Raw genomic sequence first — 16,625 nt, forward strand, 5'->3', positions numbered from 1 at the left:
ATCAAATATCAAGCAAATTGCGTCGTTTCATCTCATCTCTTAACAGGGACGCCAATTCATAATGCTCATCCTCAATGGCCTTGTTCAATGCCTTTCTCAACATTTCATCCGTCAAGGTGTTTACTGGAATAGACATGCCCTGCGCATTGTGAACATACTTCACACTCTGCTTTTTCATCAATTTCTCATAAATATATACGGGAATGTCGCTGACATAGGCCAACAACATGGCGTCACTGATGCGTATCAAGATGGGCTCAAGCGTTTCTACATTATACAACACAGCCCTGTACTGTCCCTCAATCAGGTCGTTGATGAGAATCTCAAAGCGCAACGTAGTTTGCGAACGGATGACCTGCCACAGCACTTCTGGCAGCATCATGTTCGTGATTGGGACCTTTTGTACACGAAGACTAAACTGATTCAGCATGTTGCGGTCACATGGGATGGTAAGCTGACGCTGTTGTTGTTCATCCACCAGGATGAGCAATCCCACATCGTCAGAACCCACAATCTCTGTTACGCTCTTAAAAATCAGCCGTACCTTGTTCATGCCTTCACCATATTTTTCTTGGGTTTAAACAACAGAGCAAAGCTCACCCCCACCACCAAGGCATATCCGGCGAATGCATACCAGCAGGCCGACCAATTGGTAACGCCATTGATGGTATTCGAGGTAACCACAGCCTGTGCAGCCAATGAACCGATTGTTGCGCCGATACCGTTGGTCATGAGCATGAACAAACCTTGCGCACTGGAGCGAAGAGCCGGCTCGGTTGCTTTGTCCACATACAACGAGCCGCTGATGTTGAAGAAGTCAAAGGCAACGCCATAGATAATCATGGACAGCACAAACATCCATACGCGGTCACCTGGATTTCCTAATCCAAGCAAGGCAAACCGCAGTACCCATGCGAACATGGCAATCAACATCACGTTCTTGATGCCGTAACGCTTCATGAAGAAAGGTATCATCAAGATGCAAAGGGTTTCACTGACCTGTGACAAAGAATAAAGTATCACTGGATATTTCACTCCAAACGTGCCCGCATATTCAGGCAACGCCTTGAAACTTTCAATAAAAGGTGTTGCAAAACCATTGGTTATCTGCAAACTCACACCCAATAGCATGGAGAAGATAAAGAAGATGGCCATTCGCTTTTGTTTGAACAAGGAGAACGCCTTCAATCCAAAGGCTTCAACCAAACCAGTTGCATGCTGCCCCTTGGACGTAGGACAATGAGGCAACGTGAAGGTGTAGAGAAACAAGAGAATGCTCAAAACGCCACTGACCACAAACTGATTTTGATCGCTCTTAAAGCCAAAGATATCAACAAACCACATGGAACAGATAAAGCCAATGGTTCCGAATGTACGTATTGGTGGGAAGTTCTTGATGGTATCCATCCCCGCTTGCGTCAAGGCATTGTAGGCTACCGAATTGGTCAATGCCAAGGTAGGCATGTAAAAAGCCACACTGAATGAATAAAGAGTGAAGAGTATACCAAACTCAGCATTGCTTCCTTGGCTCATCCCATAGTAGGCTGCCGCAAACATAAACAAGCCAGCCAGCAGGTGACAATAGCCTAAAAGGCGTTGAGCAGGCACCAAACGGTCAGCCACGATGCCCATCAATGCAGGCATGAAGATGGATACAACACCTTGCATTGCAAAGAATGCACCTATGTTGGAAGCCATTCCAATGTTGGTTAAATAAATTCCCATGCAAGTAAGATAGGAACCCCATACGGCAAATTCAAGAAAATTCATTGCCGCCAAACGTACTTTTAAGTTCATTTCATGTATTATTTATGTCGTGCAAAGACAGTGCGAGCCGAGCGCAACCAAGCTGGTTTGAAGTTGCCGAGGCGATGCCTGTCTTATGCAAAGACAGTGCGAGCCGAGCGCAACCAAGCTTGTTTGGAGTTGCCGAGGCGATACCTGTCTTATGCAAAGGTAAGCTAAATGTAAGAATGCGCAAAATAAAAAAATCTTTTTTTTCGGAATGCCAAACAAGGAAGAAATCCAAGAAAGCACATATTGATTTTCAATAGCAATGACTTTGACCGCCAAACTCAATGAGTTTACCCCTAAATAACAATGACTTTAACCGCCAAACTCAATGCTATTGAACTGGCATAGAAGTATGATAATATGTATGAATTAATCAGGCAAAATTAGGTATAAGTTTAAATTCAAGACATCACCCTATACCTCAAATTTGGAATAGTCATCCAGTTTTAGCAGTGCAGCTACCGAGATGCTCTTATGTTTCCGCATGAATCTGTCGACAACATTCACATAGTCGCTCTTGAAAAATCGCTTACCCAGCACTTTGTTGGCCGTCCACATAATCTTAGCCATGTGCAAATCTTTTTCCACCTGCGTGTTCACTCCGTGATCTTCCATGGGATAGACGCTCAACAGATAGAAAACAATACAGTCGGGCACGATGTATTCGCGTGTCATGGACTGTCGTTGTTGCTCGGAATAATATTTCTTATATACCGAATAGTTTTCTCCCAAATACTTATCCAACGAAATACCAATCAGCTTGTCGCCCACCACCACACTCTGATTGAGCGCGCCAATTTGCGCATAGACAGTGGGGATTTCAAGCCCCGGCAGCAACTTTTGCAACTTCATGAAGACACTGCTAAGCTCTTTGTTGATGTCATCCATGTCAGCATATTCAGCTTCAGCGTCAGAAATGAGGACCTGCAGCAGAGAGTCTTGGTAGAAATTAAGGAATTTTGAATTGATGTACGGTTCGTTCACTTCGCCCAAATCCAAAACGTCTTCTATCAACGTGCGGGTTTCCATGGGATAGGTGGTATTCATTTGTTGAAGCGCCGAGAAATCTCCCGTCGTGAGATAACGGCTCTCCAGACGATCATAGCGCTGTACTTCTACCAGCATCTTCTGATCTTCTTGATTGTAGGGCTTGAGTTTTAGCTGACAAGCGCTACACAACAGGAGGGCTAAAAATAATAGACTATAATATTGCTTCAAAACGAATACACATTATCCTTATTATGAGCAAAATTAAGCAAAAATATAATAAGTAGCAAATTTTAAACTAAAAAAAGATAAATTTAAGCCAAAATTACTTTAATTCCGCTTAGATTTCACTGTATTTTTTCTTTCCTTTGACATAATATTTCCAAAGAATGGAATAAGGACTCAGAATTTCTTCATCTTGCACCAACCTGCTGTTTTGTATCTTCTGCCGGTCAAAGTCATATTCATGACGCCAGCGTTTGAATGCTTTTCTGGCCTTGAACACGGCGCAGAAGTCGCCCCAATGGTGCCCCAACAACAGCATTTGCAAGGCTGCAAGATAGTCGAGCCACCACCGAACGCGCATAACATGTTTCAAATCTTTGTCATTAAGGTTTTTATAAAGCATGGTCAAATTGTTCCTAAAATTCAGGAACGTTTTCATCGGATTGTTCTTGGGCAGCGTTCCTCCACCCACATGGTACACCTGACTGTCGGGCACACAATAGATATCACGGCCGCGTGAGCGCAAGCGCCAGCACAAATCTATCTCCTCACTATGGGCGAAGAAACGGCCATCTAACCCTCCGGCCTCCCAATAATCGTGAGAACGAATCATCAGACACGCACCCGTAGCCCATGCTATCTTGCAAGAATCATCATACTGACCATCATCATTTTCTACCGTCTGAAAGATACGGCCACGGCAAAATGGATAGCCATATCTGTCAATAAATCCTCCGCAAGCGCCCGCATACTCAAACTGGTCATGGTCAAAAACCGACAACAGCTTGGGCTGACACGCTGCCACCTGCGGATGAGCGTCCATAAACTCAATGAGTGGTGTTAACCAGTGATGGGTTACTTCAATGTCGGAATTGAGCAATATGTAGTACTCGGCATCGATATGGCCCAAAGCCTTGTTGTAGCCTTCGGCAAAACCCCAATTACGATCCAGGGCAATTTGCTTCACCATGGGGTAATGTTTTGACAACCATGACATGGAATCATCAGTCGACGCATTGTCTGCCACAAAGATTTCGGCTTCGTCGCGAGAATAATTGATGACGGAAGGGAGGTAGGTTGACAACATCTTGGCTCCGTTCCAGTTCAAAATGACAATAGCTACTTTCATATCATTGCTTTTAATGCAGATCGGTCATGATTGAAGTCACCCAACTTGACCGTTATCAATTGGTTATCAAATTCTTCTTTGGCCAATGCTGCGGGCATTTCCACACGAATGTAGTTACGAGTGAAACCGTGCATGGCCCGGCCGCGATTAGCCTTCTCAAACAGCACCTCAGCCTCCTGCCCCACATACTTGGCATAAAAAGCATGCGTCTTTTCGTCAGACAACTGCAATAGACGCTTCGAACGCAACTTCTTGTCATGCTCTGAAACGACATACGGAATGGACAGCGCACGGGTGCCGGGACGCTCGGAATAAGGGAAGACGTGTAGCTGTGTGACGTCAAGTGAACGAATGAACTCGTAGCTTTCTTCAAAATATTCGGGCTTTTCTCCTCTGCAACCTACCATGACATCCACACCGATAAAGGCATGCGGCATCACCTCTTTAATATGGTGTATCTTGTCGGCAAACAGCGAGGTATCGTAATGACGATGCATCAATTTAAGCACTTCGTCAGACCCACTTTGCAAGGGGATATGGAAATGAGGCATGAAGGCTCTGGATTGCGCGCAATAATCAATCAACTCGTCGGCCATTAAATCGGGCTCCAAACTGGAAATTCGAAATCTACGGATGCCCTCCACCTGATCAAGTGCCTTGACAAGGTCTAAAAAAGTCTCATCGGTTCGTTCGCCAAATTCACCAATATTGACACCCGTGAGCACGATTTCCTTCCCACCTTCTTCCGCAGCCTGCTCGGCCTGCTGAACCAAAGACGCAATGGAAGGATTGCGGGAGAAGCCGCGTGCGAATGGTATGGTGCAATAGGTGCAAAAATAGTTGCACCCATCTTGCACTTTGAGGAAATACCGTGTGCGGTTACCTTTCGAACAAGAGGGCTGGAAGGTCTTGATGTCTTTCGTCTTGACCGATTGGAATGCATGCAGACCATCAGTCACTTCATCCCCCTGCTCACGAAGTGCATTCCTGTGCAACCACGCATCATTGAGATATTGCACCAAGTGGGCTTTCTCATTAGAGCCCAAAACCAGGTCCACACCCGGTATCTTGCTCACTGCTTCTGATTCGAGTTGGGCATAACAACCGGTGACAATGATAAACGCACCGGGGTTCTCTCGCACCATTCTACGAATGGCTTGCCTGCATTTATGGTCGGCAACTTCGGTGACCGAACAGGTGTTAATTAGGCAGATGTCAGCACGCTCACCTCTGTCAACGGTACGAACGCCCAATTCTTGGAGCATCTCTCCGAACGTAGAAGTTTCTGAAAAATTTAGTTTACAACCCAGTGTATAATAGGAAGCGGTTTTACCTTGAAAAGCACTTGTATCAATCATCTTACCTTATTTAATATGGTATGCAAAATTAAAGAAAAAAGTTCAGATGGCTGTACATGAGCATTCAAATTGTCGATTTCATGCCTTATTTTTGTAAACTCTATGAGAAGCCGTAAATATTTAACATATTTTTAACAACTATAAACAAGTGTTTATCAGGTAGTTACAGAAAAGTTACAAACAAAAGCAAAAAAAAGACTAAAAAAAAGTATTGGGTAAGGAAAAAAGCCTTACCTTTGCAATGTTTTAATAAACAAATGATTGTTTTACAGATTTAAAAAGCAAAGAAATGAAGAAATTAGTTTTAATGTTCGTAGCTGTAGCAGCTATCTCATTTGCATCTTGTGGTAACAAAACATCTCAGACAGAAGCTGCCGTTGACTCTTTGGAAGCAACCGCTGACTCTGTAGTAGATTCTACAATGGAAGCTGCTGACTCTACAGCTGCTGCTGCTGTTGACTCTGTTACTGGTGCAGTTGACTCTGTAGCTCAGGCTCAGTAATCAATACGAACAAAATTGAGAGAACAACCATCACTCCTCGTGAGTGATGGTTTTTTTGTATAAGTTTTTATATAAGTTTTTAAGTTTAGAGTTTCTGAGTTTTTGAGTTCTTGTATTGGTTGTGCGAAGAGACATACTCACCAACTCAAAAACTCAAAAACTCAGAAACTTACTTGAACTCATCCCAGGCCTTGATGTCAATATCATCCATCTTCAGAGTACAGAAGGCAGATATAAACGCACTGGCCAACCTACTGTTTGTAATCAGTGGCACATTGAGGTCGATGGCTGCGCGACGAATCTTGTAGCCATTGGTCAACTCACGCGGTGTAAGATCTTTCGGGATGTTCACCACCATATCTATTTTATGTTCATGCAACAGTGTGAGAGCCTGCGGTTCTTTTGCTTCATCGCTTGGCCAATATACCATGGTATTATCAATACCGTTTTCATGGAGATACTGACTGGTGCCTGCCGTTGCATAAAGTTCGTAACCATGCTGCTTCAACATCTTCGCTGCATCCAGCATTTCCGCCTTCTGCTTAGCTCCACCCGTTGAAAGCAACACGGTATGTTTGGGGATGCGGTGACCAACGCTGAGCATACTCTTTAACAAAGCCTGATTGGTATCATCTCCCAAACACCCCACTTCACCGGTAGACGACATGTCTACGCCCAAGACCGGATCAGCCTTCTGCAAGCGGTTGAACGAGAATTGCGAAGCCTTAATGCCCACGTAATCCAAGTCGAACAGGTTTTTCCTGGGTTTCTCAACAGGCACTCCGAGCATGATCTTTGTTGCTAGGTCGATGAGATTGAGCTTCAGCACTTTGCTGACAAACGGGAATGAACGTGAAGCGCGCAAGTTGCACTCGATGACCAGAATGTCGTTGTCACGGGCCATGAACTGAATGTTGAATGGCCCATTGATATGCAGTGCACTGACTATTTGGCGACTCACTCGTTTGATACGACGAACGGTTTCGACATACAACTTCTGTGGCGGGAACTGAATGGTTGCATCTCCAGAATGAACGCCGGCAAACTCGATGTGTTCTGATATGGCGTAGGCCATGATCTCGCCCTTCATGGCGACAGCATCCATCTCTATTTCTTTGGCATTTTCAATGAACTTTGACACCACAACGGGATGATCCTCACTCACGTTGGCAGCCAACTTCAAGAATCTTTCCAACTCTTCCTTATTAGAGCACACGTTCATGGCAGCGCCTGAGAGGACATAAGAAGGGCGAACCAAAACCGGGAACCCTACCCTATCGACAAATTCATTGATGTCGTCCATGGAGGTTAGCGCACTCCACTCTGGTTGATTGATGCCATGTTGCGACAACAGGGAAGAAAATTTAGCGCGATCCTCTGCATGATCGATGTCCTTAGCGGCTGTTCCCAAGATGGGTACATGCTGTTCGTCGAGTTTCATTGCCAAGTTGTTGGGTATCTGACCGCCGGTTGATACGATGACACCATGCGGCATTTCCAGTTCAACGATATCCATAACACGCTCAAAGGTCAACTCGTCGAAATACAAACGGTCGCACATATCATAATCCGTCGAAACGGTTTCGGGGTTATAATTGATCATCACCGACCGATAACCTTCACGTCGAATGGTGTTCAACGCCTGTACTCCGCACCAGTCGAACTCAACAGAGCTGCCGATACGGTAAGCGCCCGACCCCAGCACGATGATGGATTGTTTGTCTTTCTCAAACGCCACATCATGGGCAACGCCTGCATAAGTCATATACAGATAATTGGTCTGTGCCGGATACTCGGCCGCCAAAGTGTCAATTTGCTTCACTACTGGCAAGATGCCGTATGTCTTTCTGAGCTTCCGAACCACGAGCATGGCCTGGTGCATGTTGGCCATTTCGGCCTCGAGACCTACGGCACGCGCAATCTGGAAGTCAGTGAAGCCATAGACTTTGGCCGTACGCAGCAACTCCTTGTCCAAGACATTGATACTGGTACAGCGTTTCAGAGCTTCGTCTATATCGATGATGTGCTTGAGCTTCTGCAAGAACCACTTGTCAATCTTGGTCAACTCGTGTATCTGATCAATGGTATATCCCTTGTGCATGGCCTTGGAAATGATGAACACGCGCTTGTCGGTTGGCTCGCGCAAAGCCCCGTCAATGTTCTCAATCTCAAGTTCTTTGTTCTCCACAAAGCCGTGCATCCCTTGTCCAATCATGCGAAGTCCCTTCTGGATAGCCTCTTCAAAGTTGCGTCCAATGGCCATTACTTCTCCAACAGACTTCATGGAAGAGCCCAATTCTTTGTCTACGCCACGGAATTTGGACAGGTCCCAACGTGGAATTTTGCATACCACATAGTCGAGAGCCGGTTCGAAGAAGGCACTGGTGGTCTTGGTAACGGAGTTCTTCAGGTCGAACAAACCGTAACCCATTCCTAACTTTGCCGCCACAAACGCCAAGGGATAGCCTGTTGCCTTGCTGGCCAAAGCGGAGCTGCGGCTCAACCTTGCATTCACTTCAATGACGCGGTACTCCTCGCTTTCGGGGTCGAACGCATACTGAACGTTACACTCTCCAATGATTCCGATGTGTCGAATGATTCTGATAGACAACTCACGCAGCTTGTGATACTCACTGTTTGACAAGGTCTGTGAAGGCGCGATGACAATCGACTCACCAGTGTGAATGCCAAGCGGGTCGAAGTTTTCCATGTTACATACGGTGACACAATTGTCATATCGGTCGCGAACCACCTCATATTCTATTTCCTTCCATCCCTTCAAGCTCTTTTCTACGAGCACTTGTGGCGAAAAAGAAAATGACTTTTCAGCCAGCTTGTTCAGTTCTTCCTCGTTGTCACAGAATCCACTACCCAGTCCTCCAAGAGCATAAGCGGCACGGATAATCACAGGGTAGCCTAAGCTTTTGGCGGCTTTGCGAGCCTGCTCAATGTTTTCACACGCTTCGCTTTTGATGGTTTTAACGTCAATCTCGCGCAGCTTCTCCACGAAGAGTTCGCGATCCTCCGTATCGATAATGGCCTGAACCGGCGTACCCAGCACGCGCACATGGTATTTTTCGAGGATGCCACTCTTATATAATTCCACGCCACAATTCAAGGCTGTTTGCCCGCCAAACGACAACAGGATGCCGTCAGGTTTTTCCTTTTGGATGACACGCTCCACGAAATAGGGCTGAACCGGTAGGAAATAAATCTTGTCGGCCACCCCTTCTGAAGTCTGAACCGTTGCAATATTCGGGTTAATCAACACGGTGGAGACGCCTTCTTGACGAAGTGCTTTCAATGCTTGTGAACCAGAATAATCAAATTCACCAGCTTCACCAATCTTCAATGCGCCAGAACCCAGTAGCAGAACTTTCTTTATATTTTCGTCTTTCATAGTTTTCTCTTACTTTAATGTCTCAATGAATTTATCGAATATGAACGAGGTGTCAACCGGTCCCGAACATGCTTCAGGATGAAACTGAGATGAGAACCAAGGATTGGTTTTATGGCGAATGCCTTCATTGCTCCCGTCATTCATGTTCACAAACAATTCTTCCCAATCGGTTTCCAACGTCTTTGCGTCAACGGCATATCCATGATTCTGACTCGTTACATAGCATTTGTTGGTTCCAACTTGTCGCACTGGCTGGTTATGTGAGCGATGACCGTACTTCAGTTTATAGATGGTGGCACCGCCAGCCTTTGCCAACAATTGATTACCCATGCAAATACCGCAAATCGGTTTTCGTGACTCACTGATTTGCTTGCGGATGATGTTCACCGCCTCTTCGCACATGTCGGGATCACCAGGCCCATTGGCTAAGAACAAACCATCGAACTCCATGTCTGTATAATCATAGTTCCAAGGAACGCGAACCACTTCGACACCACGACTTAAAAGACTTCGGATGATGTTTGCCTTGACGCCACAATCAACCAACACGACCTTCTTGCCCGCACCTTCATTGTAACGAATGATCTCCTTGCAACTCACCCGGTCTACGAAGTTTATGCCGGCATAGTCAGCTTCGGGGATGAGTTCGGGATTTTCATCAAACAAAATCTTTCCCATCATGACACCATTCTCGCGCAACACCTTGGTCAGTTCACGCGTGTCTATGCCAGTGATGCCCGTCACTTTCTCACGTTTCAGCCATTCAGAAAGGCTTTCAACCGCATTCCAATGACTGTAGTAATCGCTGTAATCGGATACAATCAGAGCGGAAGCATGTATTCGCTCGCTTTCCATAAAAGAAGGAATGCCATTTTCCTCCATGGTAAATGGAGGCACTCCGTAGTTGCCCACCAAAGGAAATGTAAGTGTCAACAATTGGCCTTCGTACGATGGATCAGTCAAACTCTCCGGATAGCCCATCATGGCTGTATTGAAAACCACCTCTCCAGCCACAGGTGCATCGTACCCAAAAGATTTTCCGTGGAAACGAGTTCCATCAGATAATACAAGCGTCACATTCTTCATTATATCAATTGTTTAATCATGATTGTTTATATTCTTTCTCATAGTAATCAATGAAAGCCTGATTACAGAGCTTCATGCCATTGGGTGTTGGGTACAAACCAGTAAAGTACCAGTCTCCGCGATGGTTTGGAATGGCTTGATGCAGACCGTCAATGGACTGGAACACCAACTCTATCGGGGTGGTGACATCTTTCGGACGAAGCATTTCAACGATTTTCTCATTAATCTCTTCCACCGTAAATGGCTCATAAATGTCGCGAACACAATTGCGCATCTCTTCCACAGGCTTCTTGAGTTCTTCCAAACATGCAGCGTAAACGTCACCAATCGTATCTTCTTTACCCTGATCCTTCAGCAACTTGATGGCTGCGCGGAAGACACAAAACTCCTGCAAACTCGACATATCTATTCCATAATAGTCAGGATAGCGTATCTGGGGTGCGCTGGAAACGATGATGATTTTCTTGGGATGAAGACGATCGAGGATGTGCAGGATGCTCTCCTTCAATGTCGTTCCACGAACGATACTGTCATCAATAATCACCAGGTTGTCTTGATAAGCCACCAAGCTCTCGTATGTAATGTCATAAACATGCGAAGCCAAATCATTGCGCGAATTGCCTTCGGTGATGAAGGTGCGCAGCTTAATGTCTTTCCACGCTACCTTCTCCGAACGAACCGATTCAGATAAAATATCCTCCAACTCTGCTGTCGTTGGCACATGTCCCAAGGATTGTATCGTCTGGATTTTCTTCTGATGAACGTGCTGTTTGAAGCCTTGCAACAAACCATAGAACGCCACTTCCGCCGTATTAGGAATGAACGAGAAGACCGTGTGCGCCGTATCGTTATCGATAGCCTTTAACACGGCCGGCGTCAAGAGTTCTCCTAACTTCTTCCGCTCTTTGTAAATGTCACGGTCAGAACCTCGACTAAAATAGATTCGTTCGAACGAACATGGTGAATTGCCGCGTTGTTCTAATATCTGTTCGATGCTACACTCGCCGTTACGTTTGACCAGCAGTGCCTGTCCAGGTTGCAACTCGCAGATGTCATCACACTCCAAATCAAAGGTTGTCTGCAAGACGGGACGCTCACTGGCCAGCACCACCACCTCGTCATTCTTATAATAAAAGGCTGGTCTGATGCCCCACGGATCGCGCATGGAGAACATTTCACCCGACCCAGTGATGCCACATACGACGTACCCGCCATCAAAATCTTGCATGGTCGTCTTCAACACATTGCTCATCTGCACATGGTCTTCGATGTAACGGGTGATATCCATGTTCTCCAATCCCAGCGATTTGGCATTCACATAATTGCGCTCTACTTCACGATCCAATCGATGACCCATAAACTCGAGCATCAGGTAGCTGTCACTGTTGATGCGAGGACACTGTCCCTGTTGTATCAATTTTTGGAAGATTTCTTCCACATTTGTCATGTTGAAGTTGCCGCACAGACAAAGATTCTTGGCTCTCCAATTGTTTCGTCGCATGAAAGGATGAACATACGACAGTCCTTTCTTCCCCGTTGTAGAGTAACGCAAGTGCCCCATGTACAACTCTCCGGCAAAAGGCAGTTTCTTTCTCACATACTCGATGTCTGTCATGTTCTCGGGTGATTCTCCCATAAACACACTCCTCACGTTACCAAATATCTCCGTGATGGCGTTCTTACCTTCAGCCCGCTCCCTGAACATGTGTTCGGTGCCTGGCTCTGAACCAAGTTTAACGCATGCCATACCAGCACCCTCCTGCCCACGGTTATGCTGTTTTTCCATCATCAGGTACAACTTGTTGAGCGCATATTGCCAGGTACCATATTTGTCTTGGTAATATTTCAAAGGTTTCAACAGGCGAATCATCGCCACTCCACATTCATGCTTTAACGGTTCCATATCATTATCCTCTTATCTGCTAATTGTTGTGTCATGCTGGCTCACAAAATAAAAAAATGAAGAATATCACAACATCATATCATGGTATTCTTCATTTTTATTCTGAAAAGTCATTATCCGTCTTCTCTTAATTTCTCAAAATGTTTACTAACAAAGAAGAAATCGACGTCACGATACCAATGAACGAAAACCACAAAGTGGTTGACGGACCGATACCGGCGTTCTTTGACTTCACGCTATTTGGCTGTACATATATAATATCGTTTTGTTGCAGATAATAATAGGGCGAGTTAATCAAGTTTGCATCATTCATGTTGAGCCGAACCATCTTTTTCTGTCCTGTCTCATCTTCACGAATCAGCATGATGTTATCTCGTTTACCATAAACCGTCAAGTCACCAGCCTGGGCCAACGCTTCCACGATGCTCATCTTTTCGGTAGATACCGGAATGACCCCAGGACGATTTACCTCTCCCGTGACCGTTACACGATAGCTTGACATTCGCACCGTAACAATTGGATTCTCCGTAGCGGCCATGTAAGGCAGCAGCTTTCCACGAATCATGTCCTGACACTGTGATTTGGTCATACCCTGAACGTGTATGTGTCCGATGACGGGGAAATTGATATTTCCATCATTGTCCACGAGATATCCTTGAAGATTACCAGCACCGTTCGACAACTGGCCTGATGCTCCCACCGTGTTCCCTACAGACAGGTTGAAAGGAGCCGCTGCTGCGGGATCTGTTGTACTCACCGTAATGGTCAGCATGTCTTTTGGCATAATCTTGGCATCGTAGAGACCTTTAGATCCTGCCAAACTAATCTCATCAATATTTTGAAAATACGGTACTTCTTTACCGCTTGAGCAACTTCCCAGCAGCACAACCATCGTCAATACGACAATTGGTAAAAAGAATTTCTTCATAAGATTGTATCTTTGCTTGTAAACAACCGCAAAAATAATCTTATTTTTTGATACTGACAAATTATTCTATCATTAATTGTTGAAAACATTTTAAGAGGGAAAAATGCACACGCAGGATGTGTGGCAAGACGATTGTTCAACTCGTTTTTTATGAAACATAATGTCAATTATCAAAAAAATATAGTAATTTAGCACATTAATTAACAAAATCATGGTATTAACATCTAAATTATGAAAAAAGAAACTCTCTTGGCATTGGCAGCCGCAATGGCCATTTCTGCTCATGCGCAAGTAAAATTGCCTACATGGCTTAACAATGTGAAACTTTCCGGTTATGGAATGACACAATATAGATACAGCTCGCAGAAGGATGCCGAATCAAACACTTTCAACATCCGTATGGTTCGACTGTCACTTGACGGTAGAATCGCGAACGATTTTTATTGGAAGACCCAAATACAGTTCAACGGCAATACCACCAATCTTGGAAGCAGTCCACGCATCGTCGACGCCTTCGCAGAATGGCAAAAGACCGACTATTTAAGAATCAAGATGGGACAGTTCAAGCGACCCTTTAGCTTTGAAAATCCTATGCACCCCATGGAGCAAGGCTTCATGAGCTATGCGCAAACCATACTAAAACTTACAGGTTTTAATGACCGTGCGGGTGGTCATGCATCGAACGGCCGCGACATCGGTCTGCAGTTGCAGGGTGATTTCCTGAGCAACAGCCATGGGCGCAAGCTGTTGCACTACCAGGTAGGCGTGTTCAACGGACAGGGAATCAACGTGAAGGATGTGGATCAAAAGAAAGACATCATCGGCGGTCTGTGGGTAATGCCCGTCAAAGGCATGAGGATTGGCGCTTTCGGTTGGACGGGTACTTACGCCCGGAAGGGCACATGGAACGTGCTTGACGAACAGCACAACCCCATCACAACCACCGATGCCAGTGGCAAGACAGTGAACCAAACGCAATCGGGTGTTCGCTCTTTGAGGCAAAACCGGTATGCCTTCTCTGCCGAATATCTTGTCAACGACTGGACGTTCCGCTCTGAATACATTCATTCTACAGGTTTGAGTTTTACACAAACCTATCAAAATCCATCCAATGCCACCAATGCCAACATCAATTATAAGGCAGGTGACAAGGCCGATGGTGCCTATGCACTGGTGATGGCCCCAATCATCAAATCTAAATTGCGGGTAAAAGCGCGCTATGACATGTACCGCCCAACCGGAGAATGGAACCAGTCGAAGACCCAATATGAAATTGGATGCAACTATTCGTTCACCAAAAACATGTTGATTAGTGCCGAATACGCCTACACCAACGACCGCTCTTTGGCTGACGGAAACCACAATTACTCCGTCATAGACGTACAAGTGGACTACAGATTCTAAACACACAGGTAATCAACCTGTCTATCAAGGAGTTACAAACACATAGAGATTGGCAGCCAAACCCATTGAGTTTGGCTGCCAATCTCTTTGACTTTGGACCCCAAAGTGATGTGAATTGCAATGGATGTATAGCCACTACCATTTGACAACACAAATTTATTACTCAAAAGGTAGCATTTTCAAGCGGCTGAACGTGATAAAACACACCGCTACCCTCGTGCGCCATCGACGCTTCAGAGTGCCCAAAAGCTAATGTTCACACAGAGAACCAGCCTCCCAGTTTGGCCTTCAACTTTTCCCAAAGATTGGTTTTTCTACGCAAAATTTGCAGGGATATGATAAGACTGACTGTGGTGAGAAGGCCGCCTACCACCCAATAAATCCATGGATTGTCCACCGTGGTTAGGAAAAAAGCAAGTAGTCCGATGGGCATTTGGATGAGCGCGTATCGAACGACTGATGAAGAAACCTGATATTGGTAGGTATGATGCATGAAGAAGAACAATAAACAAAAATCGAAAACGGCCGTTAAGGTAATAGCAACGCCAGTTCCAAAGAGTCCGAACAGCCTGTAGCCGTAAATCACGGCTACGACCAACACCACATTGTACAGCCCCTCCATGAGCAGATAGAGCCTAGAATTACCTTTTGCCAACGGTATGTAGGCAATGGGCAACTTGATGGCCCTCATGTACATAGCCAACAAGACAACCTGAACCATGGCTTGTATCGACATAAATTCGCTGCTGTACAACAAAGGCAGAAGGATAGGCGTGCACACGATAAAGGCCACCAGCATGGGGGCCACCAGCAGCAAAGATACCTCTATCTGGTTGTTGACAACCTTGCTCAGTGCGGCACCATTGGCCTTGATGGCAGACAACCGAGGAAAATAATCTGACTCCATGGAAGAAAAAACAATGCCGGCATAGGTCATTGTCATCATGTAGCCGGCATTATACAGGCCCACGGTGCCCATCGATCCCGCTATGTTGAGATAACGGCGAATCAAGAGGTCAGCGCCACTGCCAATCACGCCAGTCAACACGAAAGCGATACCCAAGCGTATCATTCCCAAGCCTTCTGACATCAAAGCCGTGTTAAACGAGATGCGAAAGGGATAGAGATGGTTGCTATAATGAAGCGTGAGGAGCATCTGGATGAGTGCCATGACGATGAGCGAAGGGATGATGGCCGTTTCTCCCCATATATAATACATGGGGATGGAGGTGATTAACGCGCCCACTACATGATAAACAGAGATTTTAGCTAAGGCACTCAGTTTTCTCACTGCTTTCAGTATAGCCAGTTCAACCCGAGTGATGGCAGCCATTCCGATGATGACGGACAACAGAGCAAAATGCAGTGAATGGTCGCCCCAGTCAAAAATCCATCGATCCAACACGGGACTTAGGGCGACACATGCGAACATACCCAGCAATGAAGTGAAGACGCCCCAAGCCCGAACCACAGAGATTTGGTGCTGAATGGCAGCCCGATCACCGGTTTCGTAACAGGCAGACAACTCTCTGACCGCACTCATGCCCAAGCCAAAATTGGTAGAATCGGACACCAACTTGATGGTGGAGTTGAATAAGGACATGAGCCCCATGCCGTCCGGCCCCAGGATCAGTGCGATAAGTTTGTTGCGGATGATGCTGATCAAGACTATAAAGCCTTCCACACCACCAAACAAACTGGTATACTTTAAAATATGCGTATAGCTGTTGTTACGTCGTTCCACAGTCATCATTGATAAAACGACACCTAATAACATTTATTACTTTCGCCGACAATTATTTTAACACAAAAGAATTATCGGAGCAAATGTGCAAGGTATGAAGAAAACCCTTATCTTTGCATAAAATGGGTCAGTCGTAAAACCCAGTTGCAACCCCTCCCTCTAATA

At 45.6% G+C, this 16,625-nt stretch carries 13 protein-coding genes; 3 read left to right on the top strand and 10 right to left on the bottom strand.

The annotated features are described in order from the left end of the window. Nucleotide 1 precedes the first annotated feature (1 nt). Both HMPREF0650_RS05280 and HMPREF0650_RS05285 read right to left on the bottom strand, forming a co-directional pair. A complete protein-coding gene (locus tag HMPREF0650_RS05280; protein ID WP_004348937.1) occupies nucleotides 2–553 on the bottom strand; it encodes a bifunctional nuclease family protein in 552 nt (183 codons plus the stop codon). Then, nucleotides 550–1,797, bottom strand: a complete 1,248-nt coding sequence (locus HMPREF0650_RS05285) for an MFS transporter (protein ID WP_004348939.1) — start codon at nucleotides 1,795–1,797, stop codon at nucleotides 550–552. The genes HMPREF0650_RS05280 and HMPREF0650_RS05285 overlap by 4 nt, the downstream gene beginning before the upstream one ends. 3 nt (nucleotides 1,798–1,800) lie before the next feature. Here HMPREF0650_RS05285 and HMPREF0650_RS13065 point away from each other — a divergent pair, with 3 nt between their 5' ends. Next, nucleotides 1,801–1,965 (top strand): hypothetical protein, encoded by a 165-nt coding sequence (locus HMPREF0650_RS13065; protein ID WP_155813581.1) that lies wholly within the window; start codon nucleotides 1,801–1,803, stop codon nucleotides 1,963–1,965. 243 nt (nucleotides 1,966–2,208) lie between these two features. Here the strand turns inward: HMPREF0650_RS13065 and HMPREF0650_RS05295 are convergent, their stop codons facing one another. The 3 genes from HMPREF0650_RS05295 to mtaB all read right to left on the bottom strand — a co-directional run bounded on the left by HMPREF0650_RS05295 (nucleotide 2,209) and on the right by mtaB (nucleotide 5,493). Continuing rightward, a complete protein-coding gene (locus HMPREF0650_RS05295; RefSeq protein ID WP_040562531.1) occupies nucleotides 2,209–3,012 on the bottom strand; it encodes a gliding motility protein GldB-related protein in 804 nt (267 codons plus the stop codon). Between the two features lie 109 nt (nucleotides 3,013–3,121). Continuing rightward, nucleotides 3,122–4,135 carry a glycosyltransferase family 2 protein gene (locus HMPREF0650_RS05300; RefSeq protein WP_004348943.1) on the bottom strand — a complete coding sequence of 338 codons (1,014 nt, stop codon included), beginning with the start codon at nucleotides 4,133–4,135 and terminating at the stop codon, nucleotides 3,122–3,124. Beyond that, nucleotides 4,132–5,493 (bottom strand): tRNA (N(6)-L-threonylcarbamoyladenosine(37)-C(2))-methylthiotransferase MtaB, encoded by a 1,362-nt coding sequence (gene mtaB / locus HMPREF0650_RS05305; protein ID WP_004348945.1) that lies wholly within the window; start codon nucleotides 5,491–5,493, stop codon nucleotides 4,132–4,134. The genes HMPREF0650_RS05300 and mtaB overlap by 4 nt, the downstream gene beginning before the upstream one ends. A 307-nt stretch (nucleotides 5,494–5,800) precedes the next feature. Here mtaB and HMPREF0650_RS05310 point away from each other — a divergent pair, with 307 nt between their 5' ends. Beyond that, nucleotides 5,801–5,995: a hypothetical protein gene (locus HMPREF0650_RS05310; RefSeq protein ID WP_245543461.1), complete on the top strand. Its 195-nt coding sequence runs from the start codon at nucleotides 5,801–5,803 to the stop codon at nucleotides 5,993–5,995. A 169-nt stretch (nucleotides 5,996–6,164) separates the two neighbouring features. Here the strand turns inward: HMPREF0650_RS05310 and carB are convergent, their stop codons facing one another. From carB to HMPREF0650_RS05330, 4 genes are all read right to left on the bottom strand, one after another. Then, the gene (carB, locus tag HMPREF0650_RS05315; RefSeq protein ID WP_004348949.1) at nucleotides 6,165–9,395 is read right to left on the bottom strand and encodes a carbamoyl-phosphate synthase (glutamine-hydrolyzing) large subunit; all 3,231 of its coding nucleotides are present in this window, start codon (nucleotides 9,393–9,395) and stop codon (nucleotides 6,165–6,167) included. Between the two features lie 9 nt (nucleotides 9,396–9,404). Next, on the bottom strand, nucleotides 9,405–10,481 hold the full coding sequence (gene carA / locus HMPREF0650_RS05320; protein ID WP_004348951.1) for a glutamine-hydrolyzing carbamoyl-phosphate synthase small subunit: 1,077 nt from the start codon (nucleotides 10,479–10,481) through the stop codon (nucleotides 9,405–9,407). Between the two features lie 16 nt (nucleotides 10,482–10,497). Further along, on the bottom strand, nucleotides 10,498–12,384 hold the full coding sequence (locus HMPREF0650_RS05325; RefSeq protein ID WP_004348952.1) for an amidophosphoribosyltransferase: 1,887 nt from the start codon (nucleotides 12,382–12,384) through the stop codon (nucleotides 10,498–10,500). Nucleotides 12,385–12,511: 127 nt separating this feature from the next. Beyond that, on the bottom strand, nucleotides 12,512–13,312 hold the full coding sequence (locus HMPREF0650_RS05330) for a polysaccharide biosynthesis/export family protein (RefSeq protein ID WP_004348953.1): 801 nt from the start codon (nucleotides 13,310–13,312) through the stop codon (nucleotides 12,512–12,514). A 231-nt stretch (nucleotides 13,313–13,543) separates the two neighbouring features. Here HMPREF0650_RS05330 and HMPREF0650_RS05335 point away from each other — a divergent pair, with 231 nt between their 5' ends. After that, nucleotides 13,544–14,716 (top strand): porin, encoded by a 1,173-nt coding sequence (locus HMPREF0650_RS05335; protein ID WP_004348954.1) that lies wholly within the window; start codon nucleotides 13,544–13,546, stop codon nucleotides 14,714–14,716. 256 nt (nucleotides 14,717–14,972) lie between these two features. Here HMPREF0650_RS05335 and HMPREF0650_RS05340 read toward each other — a convergent pair whose 3' ends face one another. Continuing rightward, nucleotides 14,973–16,466: an oligosaccharide flippase family protein gene (locus HMPREF0650_RS05340; protein WP_040562558.1), complete on the bottom strand. Its 1,494-nt coding sequence runs from the start codon at nucleotides 16,464–16,466 to the stop codon at nucleotides 14,973–14,975. Nucleotides 16,467–16,625 lie beyond the last annotated feature (159 nt).

Source organism: Hoylesella buccalis ATCC 35310 (assembly GCF_000177075.1).
In the GTDB taxonomy this organism is placed as follows: domain Bacteria; phylum Bacteroidota; class Bacteroidia; order Bacteroidales; family Bacteroidaceae; genus Prevotella; species Prevotella buccalis.